Here is an 18,224-nt window from a genome sequence, read left to right as displayed (position 1 = left end):
CGCTATGAGGGGCGAACCCAGTTGCCCGAAGTGCGGAGGCCGGGTCAGGGCGCCCGGTCTCTTCGCCGACACCTGGCAGTGCGCAGTGCACGGCAGCGTGCAGCCGCTGCAGCCGGTCATCCCGCCCAGCGTCGAAGCGCTGGGTGTGGTGGTGCAGCGCGCTCAGGTCCCGGTGTGGATGCCCTGGCCGCTGCCGGTGGGCTGGCTGTTCACCGGTGTGGCGAGCGCGGGTGACGACCGCAGTGGCGGCCGCGCCACCGTCGTCGCCTGCTCCGGCCCCGGTCCCATCGGCGGTATCGGCGAGCTGCTGCTCGTCACCGAGGAGCTCGGTGTCGGACTCGGAGCGCGCTACGCCGGGATCGACGGCCTCGACCCCGGCCCGTATCTGAACGTCGACGGTCCGCCGGATGTCAAGATGCTCGCCGCCGGCCGCCCCACCCCGCTCTGGAACGTCAAGGGGGCCCCCGAGGACCGGGCGGTCTTCGCGGGCGAGGCACGCGGGCTCTGGCTCTGGGCGATCGTCTGGCCCGAGCAGTCGGGGCTCCTGATGTACGACGAGCTGGTCCTCGCCGATCTGCGCGAGGCCGGGGGAGAGATGGACCTCGTGCCGTGCGGGGCGCTCACCCCGCGCCTGCTCAGCTAGGGCCTGCCGAACCCTCGGCGCCCGGCCGGGCACCCCTCGAATGCCGGTTATCCTTGGACGTCCCCTTCGTCCCGCCCTGAGCACTGGAGTACGCGTCGTGCGCATCGACCTGCACACCCACTCCACCGCGTCGGACGGTACGGACACCCCCGCCGGGCTGGTGCGCAATGCCGCCGCCGCGGGCCTCGACATCGTCGCCCTCACCGACCACGACACCGTGCGCGGCCACGCCGAGGCGATCGCCGCCCTTCCGGAGGGTCTCACCCTCGTCACCGGCGCCGAGCTCTCCTGCCGGATCGACGGCGTGGGCCTGCACATGCTGGCGTACCTCTTCGACCCCGACGAGCCCGAGCTGGCCCGCGAACGCGAGCTGGTACGGGACGACCGGGTGCCGCGCGCCCGGACCATGGTGGGCAAGCTCCAGGCGCTCGGCGTTCCGATCGAGTGGGAGCAGGTCGCGAGGATCGCCGGGGACGGATCGGTCGGCAGGCCGCACATCGCCACCGCGCTCGTCGAGCTCGGTGTGGTCGAGACCGTCTCCGACGCCTTCACGCCCGAATGGCTCGCGAACGGCGGACGCGCGTACGCAGAGAAGCACGAACTCGACCCCTTCGACGCGATCCGGCTGGTCAAGGCCGCCGGTGGCGTCACCGTCTTCGCCCACCCGCTCGCCGTCAAGCGCGGCGAGGTGGTGCCCGAGTCGTCGATCGCACAGCTCGCCGCCGCAGGCCTCGACGGCATCGAGGTCGACCACATGGACCACGACGAGCCGACCAGGGCCAGGCTGCGCGGGCTCGCCCGGGAGCTCGGGCTGCTGGCGACCGGGTCCAGCGACTACCACGGCAGCCGCAAGACCGTCGGACTCGGCGAGTACACAACCGACCCCGAGATCTACGGCGAGATCACCCGGCGCGCCACGGGAGCCTTCCCGGTGCCGGGCGCCGGTGGACCCCGCCCCGCGTAACGACGCACGCGTCATCGCCGGGGCGTGAAGCCCCGCGCCGCCCCGCCCTGCGGCCGGACGTGTACCGTCGCTCGCCCCCACCTCCACGTTCCACTTCCGCGCACCCGGCCACCGTCATGGCCTCGGGGTGCGCTCCTTCAGGCCGTTTTTCGCTCTCTTCTCGCAAGGCTCACTGTGTTCGACGTCGCTGTCTTCGGATCCCTTTTTCTCACGCTTTTTGTGATTATGGATCCCCCGGGGATCACCCCGATCTTTCTCGCCCTCACCGCGGGCCGCCCCGCCAGGATGCAGCGCAGGATGGCGCTCCAGGCGGTGGCCGTCGCCTTCGGTGTGATCGCCGTCTTCGGTGTCCTCGGCCAGCAGATCCTCGACTATCTGCATGTCTCCGTACCTGCCCTGATGATCGCGGGCGGACTGCTCCTGCTGCTGATCGCGCTCGATCTGCTGACCGGCAAGACCGACGAGCCGACGCAGACCAAGGATGTCAATGTGGCGCTCGTACCGCTGGGCATGCCACTGCTCGCCGGACCCGGTGCGATCGTGTCGGTGATCCTTGCGGTGCAGCACGCCGACAGTGTGGGAAGCCAGATATCGGTCTGGTCGGCGATCATCGCCATGCACATCGTGCTCTGGCTGACCATGCGCTACTCGCTGCTGATCATCCGGGTCATCAAGGACGGCGGCGTCGTGCTGGTGACCAGGCTTGCCGGAATGATGCTCTCCGCCATCGCCGTACAGCAGATCATCAACGGGGTCACCCAGGTCATCCAGAACTCCTGACGGCGCTCGACTCCTGACGGTGCTCGCGACACCACAGCGCCCCCGTACGGACCTTCCGTGCGGGGGCGCTTCGTCTTTGAACGTCGTTATGCGTTACGAAGCCGAGCTTTCGGCCGGGCGGATATAGATGCGCTGGCCTATGGCTGCGGCCTGCTGCACGATCCGGTTGACGGAGGCGGCGTCCACGACGGTGCTGTCCACGGCGGTACCGTCGACATCGTCGAGTCGCATGATCTCGAAGCGCATAAGGCTTCCCTTCGTCTGATCCTCCTGCTGGAGAACTACTGGGAGGACGGGCGACCCGTCCGCAAGGATGAGAGCGCTCGACACCGATGTCTTGCGCTCCACGAGGGGTACAACGACTTGCCTCCTGCAAACATTCCCTACGCTAAGGAAATTTTTTGGATGTCTAAGTATCAGCAGGTCACCGAGCAGGATCCGGCGACGAGGTCCACGACGAGGCCCGAATGAACGAGGCAGATATCCGCGAGCGCCTGGACCGCACCAACGAGCTGCTCCAGCGTGTGCTCGCCGAGGTGTCGAAGACCCCCTCGACCCACGCGATCTTCGTGGACGCGGGCTATGTGTACGCCGCGGCCGGACTGCTCGTCACCGGCACCGAGGACCGCCGCTCCTTCGACCTCGACGCGGAAGGGATCATCGAGGCCTTCATCGACAAGGCCCGCACGATCTTCGCGGACAGCAGACTGCTGCGCGTGTACTGGTACGACGGAGCCAGGCGACGCATCCACACCGTCGAGCAGCAGTCCATCGCCGAACTCCCCGACGTCAAGGTCAGGCTCGGCAACCTCAACGCCAACAACCAGCAGAAGGGCGTCGACTCACTCATCCGCACCGACCTCGAATCGCTCGCCCGGCACCGCGCCATCAGCGACGCGGCGCTGGTCGGCGGCGACGAGGACCTGGTGTCCGCGGTCGAGGCGGCGCAGGGGTACGGGGCCCGGGTGCATCTGTGGGGCATCGAGGCGGGAGAGGGGCGCAACCAGGCCGAACCGCTGCTCTGGGAGGTCGACAGCCAGCGCACCTTCGACCTGGACTTCTGCCGCCCGTACGTCACCAGACGCCCCGTCACCACCTACGAGGACGACACCCCCGCGCCCTCGCGCGAGGACGTCCGCTTCGTCGGCGCGCAGATCGCCGCGGCCTGGCTGGCCGCCCGGGGCCGCGAGTCCCTCGCCGATCTGCTCCCCGGACACCCGTACCTGCCGGGCTCCGTGGACCAGGACCTGCTGGTCGAGGCCGAACGACTGCTGCAGCACTCGCTGCGCGGCCACGCGCATCTGCGGCGGGCGCTGCGTGACGGCTTCTGGCAGCACCTGCAGGCGCAGTACTGACGTTCCGACGGCCGTCGGCCTACAGACTGTCCCAGAAGGCGACGAGCGCGGCCGCCGTCTGCTCCGGGCGGTCCGTGTTGGGGGAGTGCTCGGCGCCCGCGATCCGGGTGCGGCGCGCGCCCAGCCGCTGGGCCATTTCGTCGAGCAGCGGCACCGGCCAGGTGTCGTCGCGCTCGCCGGAGAGCACATGGAGGGGCAGCTGTACGGCGGTGAGTTCGGCCACCCGGTCCGGCTCGGTCGCCAGCTGACGGCCGGTGGCGATCAGCTGGGCGGGCTGGTGGCGCAGCCAGCGCCCGCGCAGCGCTTCGCCGTCCGTCGCCGCGTCCTCGGGCGGGTCGAGGACGCGCATCGCCTCCCACACCTCGGCCATGCTCAGCGTCGCGAGCGCGTCGCTGAGCATCTTCACCTTGAGCTGCTGGGCCTCGGTGACCTGGGCGGGTCCGGACGACATGAGGGTCAGCGAACGGAACGGCGAGGCGTCCAGCAGCACGGCCGCGCGGGCGATCTGCCCGCCGAGCGAGTGTCCGAGGAGATGGACGGTGTCCTCGCCGCCGGCGCGGAGCGCAGCCGCCTGTGCGAGCACATCATGAGCCAACTCTCCCTGTGCGTACGTCTCCTGACGGTCCGTCCCCTCGGTTTCGTACTGCCCGCGACCGTCCACGGCGACGGTCCGGTACCCGGCGGTGGAGAGCGGTTCGAGGAGTGCGATGAAGTCCTCTTTACTGCCTGTGTAACCGGGCAGCAGGAGGGCGGTGCCGCGCGACGCGGTGGGCGGCGAGGCGTCCAGCACGGCGAAGTCCCCGCGCGCGGTACGGAGCTGGCGGGCGTGGGCGCAGGGGGGCGGGGTGAAGGTGGGCGGCCGACTCATGGGACGAGGTTATGCCGTGGAACGCCGGACGGGCTTGAGGTTGTCCTCAAGCCCGTCCGGCTGAATCAAGCCCTCCGGCCAATCAGGCCGGTCCGGCACATTCGAGCTCCTCCGGCGATTGAGGAGCGGGGTCCGGGGCAGAGCCCCGGGTCAACCAGCGCTGCGCGCTCAGCCCTCGGCCTTGGCGGCAGCCGCCCGCGGCGCCCGCCGGCGACGCGGCTTCGCCTCGCCCTCGCCCTCGGCGACCGGGGCCTGGGCCACAGCCTCCGTCTTCGGCTTGGCGGCCGCACGGGTGCGGCGACGCGGCTTGGTCTCCGGGCTGGGCTCGGAGATCGGCGCGATCTGGAAGTCGACCTCGTCCTCGGCCGGCTTGATGACGCGGGCACGGCGACGCGGCTTGGTCACCGTCTTCGCCTCGGGCACCGGCTCGGCGATGGGCGCGATCTGGAAGTCGACCTCGTCCGCGGCCGGCTTCACGACGGCCCGGGTGCGGCGGCGGCGCGGCTTGGCCTCGGTCGCGGACTCGGCCTCGACCTCGGTCTTCGTCGCGACGGCGACGGCGGCGGCCGGAGCCTCCACCGTGCTCACAGCGGCCTCGGCTGCGACGTCGGGGGCACCGACGCGGGTACGGCGACGGCGGCGCGGCGTACGCGGCTCCGCCGGGGCCTCGGCCACCTCGGTGGACGGGGCCGGCACCGTGGCGGCGGTGGTGGCGGTCTCCTCGACCGTGGAGCCGCCCCGCGTACGACGACGCTGACGCGGCGTACGCGGCGCACGCTCCTCACGGACGGCGGGCGCCGAAGACGCGGCGGAGGACTTGCGGCCGCGGCCGCCCGTCTCGCCGAGGTCCTCGATCTCCTCGGCCCGCAGACCCGCACGGGTCCGCTCGGTGCGCGGCAGCACACCCTTGGTGCCGGCCGGGATGTCGAGCTCCTCGAAGAGGTGCGGCGACGTGGAGTACGTCTCGACCGGGTCGGGGAACTTCAGGTCCAGCGCCTTGTTGATCAGCTGCCAGCGCGGGATGTCGTCCCAGTCGACCAGCGTGACCGCGATGCCCTTGGCACCGGCACGGCCGGTCCGGCCGATGCGGTGGAGGTACGTCTTCTCGTCCTCCGGCGACTGGTAGTTGATGACGTGCGTGACGCCTTCGACATCGATACCGCGGGCCGCGACATCGGTACAGACGAGCACGTCCACCTTGCCGTTGCGGAACGCGCGCAGCGCCTGCTCACGGGCGCCCTGGCCGAGGTCGCCGTGGACCGCGCCGGACGCGAAACCGCGCTTCTCCAGCTGCTCGGCGATGTCGGCGGCCGTCCGCTTCGTACGGCAGAAGATCATCGCGAGTCCGCGGCCGTTGGCCTGCAGGATGCGCGAGACCATCTCGGGCTTGTCCATCGAGTGGGCCCGGAAGACGTGCTGCGAGGTGTTCGCGACGGTCGCGCCCTCATCGTCGGGCGAGGTGGCGCGGATGTGCGTCGGCTGCGACATGTAGCGCCGCGCGAGGCCGATGACGGCGCCCGGCATGGTCGCCGAGAACAGCATCGTCTGGCGCTTCGGCGGAAGCATGGTGATGATCTTCTCGACGTCGGGCAGGAAGCCCAGGTCGAGCATCTCGTCGGCCTCGTCGAGCACGAGCGCGCGGACGTGCGAAAGGTCGAGCTTGCGCTGTCCGGCCAGGTCGAGCAGTCGGCCCGGGGTGCCGACGATCACATCGACGCCCTTCTTCAGGGCCTCGACCTGCGGTTCGTACGCACGGCCGCCGTAGATCGCGAGAACGCGGACGTTACGCACCTTGCCGGCGGTCAGCAGGTCGTTGGTGACCTGCTGGCAGAGCTCGCGGGTGGGGACGACGACCAGCGCCTGCGGCGCCTCGGTCAGCTGCTCGGGCCCGGCCCGGCCCGCCTCGACGTCCGCGGGAACGGTGACGCGCTCCAGCAGCGGCAGACCGAAACCGAGGGTCTTGCCGGTGCCGGTCTTGGCCTGGCCGATGACATCGGAGCCGGAGAGCGCGACGGGGAGCGTCATCTCCTGGATGGGGAACGGGGACACAATGCCGACGGCCTCAAGGGCCTCGGCCGTCTCGGGAAGAATCCCGAGGTCTCGGAACGTAGTCAGGGTGCTGCCTCTTCTGTGAGACGCGGTCCGAGGCGAACGCTGGGGGTCGTACCGTGCCGGGGTTGGTCATCCGGCCGTGGATGGGCCGGGTGGCGCGGGACCACTGCCGTCGCTCGAGCGCTCGTGCCGCTGAGGGGGCCCCTCATCTGCGGTCGTACGTGGCGTACGCCCCGCGTGGAGGGCTGTCGGGTCGGAGCCGATCGGGCCACCGACCGGGCATCCTCATTCAATTTCGCGCCACCGGTACTGCCAAAATACTCAGTAGACGCAATACCACTGTACCCCGGATTCGCGCATGTGTGTTGGGCGAATTCATCGGAACGGTGTGATGTCACTGGCTGACCAGGCCCTTCCGTCCCCCGTCGGGCGGGCTATTCTGCGCTTCATGGAGACGCCTGACAACGCCAATGAAGCCCCCGTGCGCACCGGAATCGCCGCCCAGGACTGGGCCACCGCATCCGTGGAGCCGCAGTACCGAGCAGCGGTCGTGGACCTGCTGGGAGCACTTGCGTACGGAGAGCTGGCGGCCTTCGAGCGGCTCGCCGAGGACGCCAAACTCGCGCCGACGCTGGCCGACAAGGCGGAGCTGGCAAAGATGGCCTCCGCCGAATTCCATCACTTCGAGCGGCTGACGGACCGGCTGACCGCGATCGAGGTGGAGCCGACGGGCGCGATGGAGCCGTTCGCCAAGGCGCTCGACGACTTCCACCGCCAGACCGCGCCGTCGGACTGGCTGGAGGGCCTGGTCAAGGCGTACGTCGGCGATTCGATCGCCAGTGACTTCTACCGCGAGGTCGCCGCCCGGCTCGACTCGGACACCCGCTCCCTCGTCCTCGCCGTGCTCGACGACACGGGGCACGGCAACTTCGCCGTCGAGAAGGTGCGTGCCGCGATCGAGGCCGACCCGCGGGTCGGCGGGCGGCTCGCGCTGTGGGCGCGCCGGCTGATGGGCGAGGCGCTCTCGCAGGCCCAGCGGGTGGTGGCCGACCGCGACGCGCTGTCGACGATGCTCGTCGGGGGTGTGGCGGACGGGTTCGACCTGGCGGAGGTCGGGCGGATGTTCTCGCGGATCACCGAGGCGCACACCAAGCGGATGGCCGCGCTCGGGCTGGCCGCGTAACCGGTTCACCGGGGCCGTCCGGCGTCCGTTCCCACGGGTGCCGGGCGGTTTCAGGCCGCCGCTGATCGGCTCAGACGGTGGCTGCGGGGGCGGACCAGCAGCGAGAGCGTCACGGCCCCGACCAGCACCGCGCCGATCAGCGTGGCCACGACGTGGTCCGGGCCCAGCACCGAGTGCATGAGGAACGCGCCGAACAGAGCTCCCAGAGCGCCGGTGGAGAAGACGGCAAGGCGGGACGGGAGCCGGTGCGGCAGCGAGTGGAGCGCCACCCAGGCGAGGGCGAGTCCGAGCACGACGGAGCCGAGGAATTCCAAGATCACAGATGATCACCTCGCGGGTTGCGGGGCGGGTAAATCGGTCGTTAGCGGTACTACCCGAGGGTTGCGGAACGCAACCCTCCTCGGACCGGGTTCGCACAGGAATCGCCCGGCCGACGCACACACGGACGCAAACGCGGACCGAAAAACGGGCCGGAACGGAAAGCGGCCCGGCGGGGGATTCCCACCGGGCCGCTGCCTCGGTCACTACGTCGAGCGTGCTGCCTACAGTGCGCCGAACCCCACGCGGCGCGTGCTGGGCTCGCCGATCTCCACGTACGCGATCCGGTCGGCCGGCACCAGGACCTTGCGGCCCTTCTCGTCCGTGAGGCTGAGCAGCTGCGCCTTACCGGCGAGAGCCTCGGCGACCGCGCTCTCGACCTCTTCGGCGGAAAGCCCGCTCTCCAGAACGATCTCCCGGGGCGTGTGCTGCACCCCGATCTTGACCTCCACGGCTATGTCCCTCCGACGGTCAGTCCATGCGCGGTGAACCGCGCCGTACGCAGCACACATTAGCCCGCTGAGGGGAGCCGCCGGCGGTCGGTGGGCAACGCCCGCAGCGAACACGGGCGCCGGCCGCACCCGGCGGCTTCCGTCAGTGCTGATCGATGCCGTGCAGCGGGAAGCCCGCGATGCCCCGCCAGGCCAGCGAAGTGAGCAGCTGCACCGCCGTGTCCCGCGGAATGGCGGACTGGCTGGAGAGCCAGTAACGGGCGACCACCTGGGAGACACCGCCCAGGCCGACCGCGAGCAGCATGGACTCGTCCTTGGACAGTCCCGTGTCACCGGCGATGACGTCGGAGATGGCCTCCGCGCACTGCAGCGAGACCCGGTCGACGCGCTCGCGCACCGCGGGCTCGTTGGTCAGGTCCGACTCGAAGACCAGCCGGAAGGCGCCGCCCTCGTCCTCGACGTACGCGAAGTACGCGTCCATCGTCGCGGCGACGCGCAGCTTGTTGTCGGTCGTCGAAGCCAGCGCCGTACGGACCGCCTGGAGCAGCGACTCGCAGTGCTGGTCGAGCAGGGCCAGATAGAGCTCCAGCTTGCCCGGGAAGTGCTGATAGAGCACCGGCTTGCTGACCCCGGCCCGCTCAGCGATGTCGTCCATCGCGGCGGAGTGGTATCCCTGCGCCACGAATACTTCCTGCGCGGCGCCCAGCAGCTGGTTGCGTCGGGCGCGGCGGGGCAGTCGAGTGCCCCGCGGGCGCGCCGCCTCGGTCTGCTCGATGGCTGTCACGCCGCCTCCCAAATTTGTGATCGGACACAGCCTTTTCGTACACGCTGCGCCGTACAGCCATCGTACTTTTGAGTAACCCGGGTGTGCGCGGCGCGGACGCAGAATTTCACGGACCGGACGGCTGCGGTAGCCACAGATTCGCCGGCTGATGGGGCAAAGTGGTGCGTACTAGCGGTAATCGTCTTCATCCTGTGGGACAACACGAGCCTGTTCCGCCGCATCCGCCTCATTGGCACTGTCCCGGTCGATGTCCGTGAGCGGTTCGTCCTGCCGCTGCTGGAGATCGGCCTGCTGCTCGGCGGCGTCCGCCCGGGGCGTCTCCTGGTCCGGTTCGTCCGGCTGGATGTCCTCGAAGGTCTCCGGGTCACTGGGGTCGACCGTCATGGTGACTCCCTTCCTTGCTTCGAGCCTAGGAGCTACCCCTGCAAGCCGCTATGCGGTGTGTGACCGCGAACACATGAACCGCGGTGTGATCGTCTCGTAACATTGCCGCATGTCTTCGACCGAGCTGCCGGGAGTCCGCGCCGCCACCGCGGTGGCCCCCACGGTGAGCACCGTCAGGGTCGCGGAGGGCGAGGAGCTGCGCTCCGTCGCACTGCCCGGACTGACGCTGACCGTCCGATCCCGGCCGCCGGAGCGGACCGGGCTGCCGCCCGCACTTTATGTGCACGGGCTCGGTGGCTCCTCGCAGAACTGGTCGGCGATGATGCCGCTGCTCCAGGATCTGGTGGACGGCGAGGCGGTCGACCTGCCCGGTTTCGGCGACTCGCCGCCGCCGGACGACGGCAACTACTCGGTCACCGGGCATGCCCGCGCCGTGATCCGGTTCCTCGACGCGCAGGAGCGCGGGCCCGTCCATCTGTTCGGCAATTCACTCGGCGGCGCCGTGGCCACCCGGGTCGCCGCGGTCCGCCCCGACCTGGTGCGCACCCTCACCCTCATCTCCCCCGCGCTTCCCGAGATCCGGGTGCAGTGGCCCGCCGTACCGACCGGACTGCTCGCCGTTCCGGGCGTCGCAACGCTGTTCGCCCGGATGACCAGGGACTGGAGCGCGGAAGAGCGCACGCGTGGCGTCATGGCACTCTGTTACGGCGATCCGGCGCGCGTCTCCGAGTCGGGCTTCCGTGAAGCGGTGGCCGAAATGGAGCGTCGGCTGGAGCTGCCGTACTTCTGGGACGCGATGGCGCGCTCGGCACGTGGCATCGTCGATGCGTACACGCTGGGCGGGCAGCACGGACTGTGGCGCCAGGCCGAGCGGGTGCTCGCACCGACCCAGCTCGTGTACGGCGGACGGGACCAACTGGTCTCGTACCGGATGGCGCGCAGGGCGTCCGCGGCCTTCCGCGATTCGCGGCTGCTGACACTGCCCCACGCGGGGCACGTGGCGATGATGGAATACCCGGAGGCGGTCGCCCAGGCGTTTCGGGAACTGCTCGACGAACGCGGCGGGAGCTGATCCGGGGCGTGGGACGACATAGTCGAAAGGGCCCCAAACCCAAGGGGTCCGATACCGAGGCCGCCCTCGCGAATGTGGGCGGCGATCGCGAGAACAACCGCCCGGGGCCCGGCAACGGGCGGCGCCGGAGGTCGGCCGACACACCGGCCGGTGCGGACGGGCACACCCCGTTCCGGCAGACCGGCCACGTCCGCGGCGGCCACCCCGAACAGCGTGAACCCGGCGGCGGCTGGGGGACCGGGCCGCAGCAGGCAGTGTCCCAGCGCCAACAGCAGGTCGGTACCCGGCCGCTGGTACCGGGACCGCGGCGCGAGTTCGTCGAGGCGTTCGACACGCCGCCCGCACTCCCCGCACCCCGTGGGCCCTCCGCCCCGCCGGCCCCGCCGGCCGATCCGTACAGCTCGGTCGGCGAGTGGGACGAGCAGCTGCCGGGCGGCGACGCCGAAGCCCCGACGCCCGCCAAGGACGGCAAGGGTGCCAAGGGCCGCACCTTCACCGGTATCGCGGCCGCCGCTGTGACCACCGTGCTCGCGGTGGTCGTCGCCGGGCAGGTCGCCCACGACGGCGGCCGGACCAGCGCCGCGCAGCCCGCGGGTGTCGACCGGGACGGCACCGACGGCGCCTCCCGCTCGGACGACCGGCCGACGCCGAAGGTGGCGCAGGCCAAGCCCCTCTCGTACGCCGAGAAGATGGCCAAGGCCTATCCGCTCTCCCCGAAACTCCACGGTTCCGGGAAGTTCGAGGCGGTCCCGGGAGCGGCGAAGGCTCCGGGCAGGGGCCACAAGTACCGCTACCGGATCGATGTCGAGAAGGGCCTCGGCCTCGACGCCTCGCTCTTTGCCCGGGCCGTCCAGGAAACGCTCAACGACGACCGCAGCTGGGCGCACGACGGCGCCATGACGTTCGAGCGGATCTCCTCCGGCGACCCCGATTTCGTGATCACCCTGGCCAGTCCCGGGACCACCGGGGAATGGTGCCGGAAGTCGAGCCTGGACACGACCGAGGACAACGTCTCGTGCGACTCCGCGGCGACCGAACGCGTGATGATCAACGCCTACCGCTGGGCGCAGGGGTCGTCGACGTTCGGCCCGGACAGACTCTTCGCCTACCGCCAGATGCTGATCAACCATGAGGTCGGCCACCGGCTGGGTCACAACCATGTGAGTTGCCGCACGCCGGGAGCCCTCGCTCCGGTGATGCAGCAGCAGACCAAGTCCCTGGACATCGACGGGGTCAAGTGCCGGCCCAACGCCTGGGTCTATCCGAGCAGTTGAACCGAAAAGGGGCGGACCGGGAGGTATGCCGGGCCGTCTCGTCGATCGAGCCGGACTCCGCCGTCAGCTGCCGGACCGGGCGTCCACACCCTCAGGGCGTCCGCATACTGAGATCACCGTCTCAATCCGCGTTGACATCCCCTGGACGGTGATCCATATTTCTCGGCATGTCACGCAGCCCCGTCACCCCCGAACGCGCCGCCATAGAGCTGGCGCTCATCGGCGTGACCGGGCACAGCGTCGCCGACATCCACTGTTGCTGACGCCTGTCCGAGCGCGCGTCGGCCCACTGTCCGAGCCCTGAACAGGGCCGGACGACCATGCATGACTGCCGCGCCCGGTCGTACCCCGTCCGCAGGCGCGACAGTTTCAGTGTTCCGGTCATCTTTTCCACCGACCGACCGGTTGTGTGCACTCGCTCTCGTTGCTGCCTGCACGGAAATTCCCTCCGTCCTTTTCTTCAGGCAGTACTCCGAGAGGTCACCTTCCGATGCGTCAACCGTCCGTCATATCGCGCCGCGTGGCAGCGGCCGCCGCAGTACTCGCCGTGGCTGCGGGTGCCGCGGCCTGCGGGCCCCAGGACAGCAAGGACAGCGACGGCAACTCCGGCGCAGCGGGCACGCCCAAGAAGGGCGGCACGCTCACCGTCCTCAACAGCAAGCCGCAGGAGGACTTCGACCCCGCGCGGCTCTACACCTCCGGCGGCGGCAACGTCCCGTCCCTCGTCTTCCGTACGCTCACCACCCGCAACCGGGAGGACGGCGCGGCCGGCGCGAAGGTCGTCCCCGACCTGGCGACCGACCTGGGTACGCCCAGCAAGAACGCCACCGTGTGGACGTACACCCTCAAGGACGGCCTGAAGTACGAGGACGGCACCGCGATCACGAGTGCCGACATCAAGTACGGCATCGAGCGCTCCTTCGCCGCCGAGCTCTCCGGCGGCGCACCCTACCTGCGCGACTGGCTGATCGGCGGGGCCGACTACCAGGGCCCGTACAAGGACAAGAAGGGCCTCGACTCGATCGAGACGCCCGACGCGAAGACGATCGTCTTCCACCTCAACAAGCCGGAGGGTGAATTCCCCTTCCTGGCCACGCAGACCCAGACGACCCCGGTGCCGAAGGCCAAGGACAAGGGCACCAAGTACGAGGAGCACCCGATCTCCTCGGGGCCGTACAAGGTCGTCAAGAACGAGGGTGACGGCGAGCGCCTCATCCTGGAGCGCAACCCGCACTGGTCGGCCGCGACCGACGAGGAGCGCAAGGCCTACCCCGACCGGATCGACGTGCGCTCCGGGCTCGACTCCGCCGTCATCAACCAGCGCCTCTCCGCATCGCAGGGCGCCGACGCGGCCGCCGTCACCACCGACACCAACCTGGGCCCGGCCGAGCTCGCCAAGGTCACCGGCGACAAGAAGCTCGCCGCCCGCGTCGGCACCGGCCACTTCGGCTACACCAACTACATCGCCTTCAACCCGAAGGTGAAGCCGTTCGACAACCCGAAGGTGCGCCAGGCGATCTCGTACGCCGTCGACCGCTCCTCCGTGGTCAACGCGGCCGGCGGCTCCTCGCTCGCCGAGGCCGCCACCACCTTCCTCCCCGACCAGAAGTCGTTCGGCTACACCCCGTACGACCACTTCCCGGCCGGGAAGTCCGGCAACGCGGCCAAAGCCAAGGAACTGCTGAAGGAGGCCGGCTACCCCAAGGGGCTGACCGTCACCCTCACGCACTCCAACGAGAAGGACTTCGCCACAAGCCCGGAGATCGCCACCGCGCTCCAGGAGGCGCTGAAGAAGGCCGGCATCACCGTCAAGCTCCAGGGCCTGGAGAGCAACGACTACTCCGACACGGTCTACAACGTGAAGAGCGAGCCCGGCTTCTTCCTCGGCGGCTGGGGCGCAGACTGGCCGTCCGGCGGCCCGTTCTTCGCACCGATCTTCGACGGACGCCAGATCGTCAAGGCCGGCTACAACTTCAACTCCGCCCAGCTGAACGACCCCGCAGTCAACAAGGAGATCGACGAGATCAACAAGCTGACCGACCTGAGCGCCGCCGCGAAGCGCTGGGGCGCGCTCGACGAGAAGGTCGGTGAGCAGGCACTGACCGTGCCGCTGTTCCACCCGGTCTACAAGCGCCTGTACGGCGAGTCCATCAAGAACGTCGTGATCAGCGACTGGACCGGTGTGCTCGACATCTCGCAGGTCGCGGTCAAGTAGCCATGGCCGAAGCTCTACTGGCCGAGGAGGCGGGGGTCGTCAAGGCCCCCGCCTCCGGGGCCCATCCGTTCTGGCGGCGGCTGCGCGCCCGGCGCGCGGCCCTCGTGGCGGCCGTGGTCGTCGCCCTGCTGGTCCTGATCGCGCTCGCCGCACCGCTGCTCGCGGGCATCGAGGGCCAGGACCCCACCACGTACCACCCGGATCTCGTCGACTCCGCCACCGGCGGGGTGCCGCTCGGCTCCTTCGGCGGGATCAGCGCCGAGCACTGGCTCGGCGTCGAACCGCTCACCGGACGCGACCTGTTCGCACGCGTCGTCTACGGGGCACGGGTCTCGCTGGGCGTCGCGCTGACCGCCACCCTGCTCCAGGTGATCATCGGGGTCGGCGTCGGCCTCGCGGCAGGGCTCGGCAACCGCTTCGTCGACCAGGCACTCAGCCGGGTCACCGACGTCGTGGTCGCGCTGCCCGTCATGGTGATCGCGCTCGGCGCGCTCGCCATCGTCCCCACGGGCTTCCCGCGCCCGGTCCTGATCGCCGTGATCATCGGCCTGGTCGGCTGGTCCGGCACCTCGAAGATCGTGCGCGCCCAGACGCTCGCGCTGAAATCGCTCGACCATGTCTCCGCCGCCCGGCTCAGCGGCTGGGGCTCCTGGCAGATCGCCAAGCGCGAACTGCTGCCCGCACTGGCCGCGCCCGTCATCACGTACGCCGTGCTGCTCTTCCCGGCCGACATCGTCGTCGAAGCGGCCCTGTCCTTCCTCGGCGTCGGCATCAAACCGCCCACACCGTCCTGGGGACAGATGCTCAGCGACGCCGACACCTGGTACCAGGCGGCGCCCACCTATCTGCTGATTCCCGCCCTGCTGCTCTTCGTCACCGTGCTCGCGCTGACCGTGCTCGGCGAGGGCGTACGCACCGCACTCGACCCGCGTGCCGAATCCCGGCTGCGGATCGGCACCGGACGGAAGAAGGAGGCCGACGCATGAGGTGGTTCCTGCTCAGGCGCCTCGGCGGGGCGCTCCTGGTGCTGCTCGCGCTCAGCATCGTCGTCTACGCGGCCTTCTACGTCGCCCCCGGCAACGTCGCACAGATCGCCTGCGGCCCGCGCTGCTCGCCCGCGCAGGTGGCACAGGTCAGCGAACAGCTGCACCTGGGCGACCCGTTGTACCTGCAGTACGCGCACTTCCTCCAGGGCCTCCTCGTCGGCCGCGACTACTCGACCGGTACCGGGGTGCTGCACTGCCAGGCCCCCTGCCTGGGGCTCTCGTACCAGAGCGACCAGCAGGTCACCGAGCTGATCCTGGCCAAGCTCCCGGCCACCGCCTCGCTCGCCGTCGGCGCCTTCGTGCTGTGGATGCTGCTCGGTGTCGGCACCGGACTGCTCTCGGTGTGGCGGCGCGGCCGGCCGGCCGAGCGCATCCTCACCGGGATCACGCTGGCCGGCATGGCCACACCGGTCTTCGTCATCGGCCTGCTGCTGATCATCATCCTGGTCACGGCGCTCCAGATCCTGCCGTTCCCGGACTATGTGCCCCTCACCGAGAACCCGGAGCAGTGGGCGTGGAACCTGCTGCTGCCCTGGATCTCGCTGGCACTGGTGACCGCTGCCCCGTACGCCCGGATGACCCGGGCCTCGATGCTGGAGACCCTGGCCGAGGACCATGTGCGCACCTTCAGGGCGTACGGGGTCAGTGAACGGGCGCTCGTCGGGCGGCACGCGCTGCGCGGTGCGCTGGCGCCGGTGATCGCGCTCGGCGCACTGGACATCGGCTCGATGTTCGGCGGCGCCGTACTCACCGAATCGCTCTTCGGGATTCCGGGGGTCGGCCGCGAACTGGTCGACGCCGTGAAGCACGTGGACCTTCCGGTGGTCGTCGGTCTGGTGCTCGTCACCGGATTCTTCGTCGTCCTTGCCAATGCCGTCGCGGACATTCTGCAGGCGATGGCCGACCGACGGGTGGTGCTGGCATGAGCCTGGTCGAAGTCTGCGATCTCTCGATCTCGTTCGGCGACGTACGGGCGGTGGAGAAGCTCTCGTTCTCGCTGGAGGCCGGCGGCGCACTCGGTGTCGTCGGTGAGTCCGGCTCCGGCAAGAGCGCGTCGGCGTACGCCCTGCTCGGACTGCACCGGGGGACCGGAGCCAGGGTCGGCGGCTCGATCCGGGTCGCCGGGGTGGACGTGAACGCGGCGGACGACGCGGAACTGCGCGCCCTGCGGGGCGCGAAGGCCGCGATGGTCTTCCAGGACCCGCTTTCCTCGCTGGACCCGTACTACGCGGTGGGCGACCAGATCGCCCAGGTGTACCGGGTCCACAACCGTGCCTCCCGGCGGGTGGCGCGGGCCCGGGCTGTCGAGGTGCTGGACCGGGTCGGGATTCCCGACGCGGTACGGCGCTCCCGGTCCAGGCCGCACGAGTTCTCCGGCGGGATGCGGCAGCGGGCACTGATCGCGATGGCCCTGGCCTGCGAGCCCCAGCTGCTGATCGCCGACGAGCCGACGACCGCCCTGGACGTCACCGTCCAGGCCCAGATCCTGGACCTGCTGCACAATCTGCGGCGCGAGACGGGCATGGGACTGCTGCTGGTCACGCATGACGTGGGCGTGGCGGCGGAATCGGTCGACGAGGTGCTGGTGATGCAGTCGGGGCGGGCGGTGGAACGGGGGCCGGTGGGCGAGGTGCTCATGGCGCCGCGCGAGCCGTACACGCAGGCGCTGCTGGCGGCGGTGCCGCGCATTTCGGCCCGTCCGGCGGCCTCGGACGAGAAGCCGGCAGCGGGCGCGGCATTCGTCGATGAGGGACTCGTCGAGAGTGAGCCGCTCGTCGAAGCCGTCGACGTCCGGCAGGTGTTCGGCCGGGGCAAGTCCGCCCTCGCCGCCGTCGACGGTGTCTCCCTCACCGTCCGCCGCGGCGAGACCCTCGGCATCGTCGGCGAAAGCGGCAGCGGCAAGACCACCCTCGGGCGGATGCTCGTCGGGCTGCTGGAGCCCAGCTCCGGGCGGCTCACCCGCCGGGCCCGGGTGCAGATGGTCTTCCAGGACCCCGTCTCCTCCCTCAACCCGCGCCGCTCGATCGGCGAATCGGTCGCCGACCCGCTGCGGGCGTCCGGGGAGCGCGACGAGGTCGTGATCCGGGCGCGGGTACGGGATCTGCTGAAGCGGGTCGGGCTCGACCCCGAGCAGTACGACCGCTACCCGCACGAGTTCAGCGGCGGACAGCGCCAGCGCGTCGGGATCGCACGGGCGCTGGCCGCCGAGCCGGAACTGATCGTCTGCGACGAGGCCGTGTCCGCGCTCGATGTGACGACCCAGGCCCAGGTGACCGCCCTGCTGGCGCAGCTGCAGCGGGAGCTGGGGCTGGCCCTGGTCTTCATCGCGCACGACCTCGCCGTCGTACGGCAGGTCAGCGACCGGGTCGCCGTCATGCGACGCGGCCGGATCGTCGAGGAGGGCGAGGTGGACCAGGTGTACGGAGCCCCCCGGGACCCGTACACCAAGCAGCTCCTGGCGGCCGTTCCCGCGCTCGATCCGGCACTCGCGGCGGTGCGCCGCGCAGCCCGCGAGGAGCTGGCCGTAGCCTGACCCTGTGTGATCGATCGCTCCCATAGCGCGACAGAACGCTGTCGGAGCGGGAAAGTTACGACGGTTCACCCCTTTCGGTGGTGGGGCGGGCAAACCACCCGCGCCCCACCCGCGGATACCCTTAAGGGCGTACCCCGGTGAGTGGCCCGTTAGACCGCGGCCGCCCCCCAAGGCGGTAGGGGGGGTGGTGGTGGGGGTGGGTGGGTGGGTGTTTTTTTTTTTGGTGGGGTTGGGGTGGTGGGGGTTGTTGGGGGTTGGTGGGGGGATCGTTTTTTGTTTTTGTGGGTTTTTGTTCGGGGGG

At 70.2% G+C, this 18,224-nt stretch carries 19 protein-coding genes; 12 read left to right on the top strand and 7 right to left on the bottom strand.

The annotated features are described in order from the left end of the window. Positions 1 to 4 precede the first annotated feature (4 nt). The 3 genes from ACGFU7_RS18620 (at position 5) to ACGFU7_RS18610 (ending at position 2,387) form a co-directional block, all read left to right on the top strand. Complete coding sequence (locus ACGFU7_RS18620; protein WP_393697097.1) at positions 5 to 643, top strand: DUF6758 family protein; 639 nt, start codon at positions 5 to 7, stop codon at positions 641 to 643. Positions 644 to 740: 97 nt separating this feature from the next. Next, positions 741 to 1,607, top strand: coding sequence for a PHP domain-containing protein (locus tag ACGFU7_RS18615; RefSeq protein ID WP_393697095.1), 867 nt, complete (start codon positions 741 to 743; stop codon positions 1,605 to 1,607). Between the two features lie 174 nt (positions 1,608 to 1,781). After that, positions 1,782 to 2,387: a MarC family protein gene (locus ACGFU7_RS18610; RefSeq protein ID WP_393697093.1), complete on the top strand. Its 606-nt coding sequence runs from the start codon at positions 1,782 to 1,784 to the stop codon at positions 2,385 to 2,387. A 93-nt stretch (positions 2,388 to 2,480) separates the two neighbouring features. Here the strand turns inward: ACGFU7_RS18610 and ACGFU7_RS18605 are convergent, their stop codons facing one another. Continuing rightward, positions 2,481 to 2,633 (bottom strand): hypothetical protein, encoded by a 153-nt coding sequence (locus tag ACGFU7_RS18605; protein ID WP_198676864.1) that lies wholly within the window; start codon positions 2,631 to 2,633, stop codon positions 2,481 to 2,483. A gap of 221 nt (positions 2,634 to 2,854) precedes the next feature. Here ACGFU7_RS18605 and ACGFU7_RS18600 point away from each other — a divergent pair, with 221 nt between their 5' ends. Further along, the gene (locus ACGFU7_RS18600; protein ID WP_393697091.1) at positions 2,855 to 3,742 is read left to right on the top strand and encodes an NYN domain-containing protein; all 888 of its coding nucleotides are present in this window, start codon (positions 2,855 to 2,857) and stop codon (positions 3,740 to 3,742) included. 19 nt (positions 3,743 to 3,761) lie between these two features. On the opposite strand, the gene ACGFU7_RS18595 is transcribed toward ACGFU7_RS18600, so the two are convergent. Further along, complete coding sequence (locus ACGFU7_RS18595) at positions 3,762 to 4,610, bottom strand: alpha/beta fold hydrolase (RefSeq protein WP_393697089.1); 849 nt, start codon at positions 4,608 to 4,610, stop codon at positions 3,762 to 3,764. A gap of 168 nt (positions 4,611 to 4,778) precedes the next feature. Continuing rightward, the gene (locus ACGFU7_RS18590) at positions 4,779 to 6,635 is read right to left on the bottom strand and encodes a DEAD/DEAH box helicase (protein ID WP_393697087.1); all 1,857 of its coding nucleotides are present in this window, start codon (positions 6,633 to 6,635) and stop codon (positions 4,779 to 4,781) included. Between the two features lie 475 nt (positions 6,636 to 7,110). Between ACGFU7_RS18590 and ACGFU7_RS18585 the strand changes: the two genes are divergently transcribed. After that, positions 7,111 to 7,845, top strand: coding sequence for a ferritin-like fold-containing protein (locus tag ACGFU7_RS18585; protein WP_393697085.1), 735 nt, complete (start codon positions 7,111 to 7,113; stop codon positions 7,843 to 7,845). Between the two features lie 50 nt (positions 7,846 to 7,895). On the opposite strand, the gene ACGFU7_RS18580 is transcribed toward ACGFU7_RS18585, so the two are convergent. From ACGFU7_RS18580 to ACGFU7_RS18565, 4 genes are all read right to left on the bottom strand, one after another. Next, the gene (locus ACGFU7_RS18580; protein WP_393697083.1) at positions 7,896 to 8,165 is read right to left on the bottom strand and encodes a hypothetical protein; all 270 of its coding nucleotides are present in this window, start codon (positions 8,163 to 8,165) and stop codon (positions 7,896 to 7,898) included. 222 nt (positions 8,166 to 8,387) lie between these two features. Next, positions 8,388 to 8,615 (bottom strand): DUF3107 domain-containing protein, encoded by a 228-nt coding sequence (locus ACGFU7_RS18575; protein ID WP_392734944.1) that lies wholly within the window; start codon positions 8,613 to 8,615, stop codon positions 8,388 to 8,390. Between the two features lie 142 nt (positions 8,616 to 8,757). Further along, positions 8,758 to 9,399 (bottom strand): TetR/AcrR family transcriptional regulator, encoded by a 642-nt coding sequence (locus ACGFU7_RS18570; RefSeq protein ID WP_030915445.1) that lies wholly within the window; start codon positions 9,397 to 9,399, stop codon positions 8,758 to 8,760. Between the two features lie 168 nt (positions 9,400 to 9,567). After that, positions 9,568 to 9,783: a hypothetical protein gene (locus tag ACGFU7_RS18565; protein WP_393697081.1), complete on the bottom strand. Its 216-nt coding sequence runs from the start codon at positions 9,781 to 9,783 to the stop codon at positions 9,568 to 9,570. A gap of 109 nt (positions 9,784 to 9,892) precedes the next feature. On the opposite strand from ACGFU7_RS18565, the gene ACGFU7_RS18560 reads away from it, so the two are divergent. From ACGFU7_RS18560 to ACGFU7_RS18530, 7 genes are all read left to right on the top strand, one after another. Continuing rightward, positions 9,893 to 10,855 (top strand): alpha/beta fold hydrolase, encoded by a 963-nt coding sequence (locus ACGFU7_RS18560; protein WP_393697079.1) that lies wholly within the window; start codon positions 9,893 to 9,895, stop codon positions 10,853 to 10,855. Positions 10,856 to 10,863: 8 nt separating this feature from the next. Beyond that, complete coding sequence (locus ACGFU7_RS18555) at positions 10,864 to 12,129, top strand: DUF3152 domain-containing protein (protein ID WP_393697077.1); 1,266 nt, start codon at positions 10,864 to 10,866, stop codon at positions 12,127 to 12,129. 167 nt (positions 12,130 to 12,296) lie between these two features. After that, positions 12,297 to 12,392 (top strand): Ms4533A family Cys-rich leader peptide, encoded by a 96-nt coding sequence (locus ACGFU7_RS18550; protein ID WP_322110005.1) that lies wholly within the window; start codon positions 12,297 to 12,299, stop codon positions 12,390 to 12,392. A 227-nt stretch (positions 12,393 to 12,619) separates the two neighbouring features. Then, positions 12,620 to 14,344, top strand: a complete 1,725-nt coding sequence (locus tag ACGFU7_RS18545; protein ID WP_393697075.1) for an ABC transporter substrate-binding protein — start codon at positions 12,620 to 12,622, stop codon at positions 14,342 to 14,344. A gap of 2 nt (positions 14,345 to 14,346) precedes the next feature. After that, positions 14,347 to 15,330 (top strand): ABC transporter permease, encoded by a 984-nt coding sequence (locus ACGFU7_RS18540; protein ID WP_393697073.1) that lies wholly within the window; start codon positions 14,347 to 14,349, stop codon positions 15,328 to 15,330. Beyond that, positions 15,327 to 16,316: an ABC transporter permease gene (locus ACGFU7_RS18535; protein WP_393697071.1), complete on the top strand. Its 990-nt coding sequence runs from the start codon at positions 15,327 to 15,329 to the stop codon at positions 16,314 to 16,316. The genes ACGFU7_RS18540 and ACGFU7_RS18535 overlap by 4 nt, the downstream gene beginning before the upstream one ends. Further along, positions 16,313 to 17,923 carry a dipeptide ABC transporter ATP-binding protein gene (locus ACGFU7_RS18530; RefSeq protein ID WP_393697069.1) on the top strand — a complete coding sequence of 537 codons (1,611 nt, stop codon included), beginning with the start codon at positions 16,313 to 16,315 and terminating at the stop codon, positions 17,921 to 17,923. Before ACGFU7_RS18535 ends, ACGFU7_RS18530 begins: the two co-directional genes overlap by 4 nt. Positions 17,924 to 18,224 lie beyond the last annotated feature (301 nt).

The organism is Streptomyces sp. NPDC048473, from assembly GCF_043200155.1.
Taxonomy (GTDB): Bacteria; Actinomycetota; Actinomycetes; order Streptomycetales; family Streptomycetaceae; genus Streptomyces.
The sequence above is the reverse complement of the archived record's forward strand: the minus strand, read 5'-3'. Positions and strand labels throughout refer to the sequence as shown.

What these genes read in the sequence shown, in the direction of transcription:
- ACGFU7_RS18540 (WP_393697073.1), top strand. Translation starts at nt 14,347, where the DNA reads ATGGCCGAAGCTCTACTGGCCGAGGAGGCGGGGGTCGTCAAGGCCCCC.
- ACGFU7_RS18605 (WP_198676864.1), bottom strand. Translation starts at nt 2,633, where the DNA reads ATGCGCTTCGAGATCATGCGACTCGACGATGTCGACGGTACCGCCGTG.
- ACGFU7_RS18530 (WP_393697069.1), top strand. Translation starts at nt 16,313, where the DNA reads ATGAGCCTGGTCGAAGTCTGCGATCTCTCGATCTCGTTCGGCGACGTA.
- ACGFU7_RS18560 (WP_393697079.1), top strand. Translation starts at nt 9,893, where the DNA reads ATGTCTTCGACCGAGCTGCCGGGAGTCCGCGCCGCCACCGCGGTGGCC.
- ACGFU7_RS18585 (WP_393697085.1), top strand. Translation starts at nt 7,111, where the DNA reads ATGGAGACGCCTGACAACGCCAATGAAGCCCCCGTGCGCACCGGAATC.
- ACGFU7_RS18545 (WP_393697075.1), top strand. Translation starts at nt 12,620, where the DNA reads ATGCGTCAACCGTCCGTCATATCGCGCCGCGTGGCAGCGGCCGCCGCA.
- ACGFU7_RS18595 (WP_393697089.1), bottom strand. Translation starts at nt 4,610, where the DNA reads ATGAGTCGGCCGCCCACCTTCACCCCGCCCCCCTGCGCCCACGCCCGC.
- ACGFU7_RS18590 (WP_393697087.1), bottom strand. Translation starts at nt 6,635, where the DNA reads ATGACGCTCCCCGTCGCGCTCTCCGGCTCCGATGTCATCGGCCAGGCC.
- ACGFU7_RS18620 (WP_393697097.1), top strand. Translation starts at nt 5, where the DNA reads ATGAGGGGCGAACCCAGTTGCCCGAAGTGCGGAGGCCGGGTCAGGGCG.
- ACGFU7_RS18600 (WP_393697091.1), top strand. Translation starts at nt 2,855, where the DNA reads ATGAACGAGGCAGATATCCGCGAGCGCCTGGACCGCACCAACGAGCTG.
- ACGFU7_RS18565 (WP_393697081.1), bottom strand. Translation starts at nt 9,783, where the DNA reads ATGACGGTCGACCCCAGTGACCCGGAGACCTTCGAGGACATCCAGCCG.
- ACGFU7_RS18550 (WP_322110005.1), top strand. Translation starts at nt 12,297, where the DNA reads ATGTCACGCAGCCCCGTCACCCCCGAACGCGCCGCCATAGAGCTGGCG.
- ACGFU7_RS18535 (WP_393697071.1), top strand. Translation starts at nt 15,327, where the DNA reads ATGAGGTGGTTCCTGCTCAGGCGCCTCGGCGGGGCGCTCCTGGTGCTG.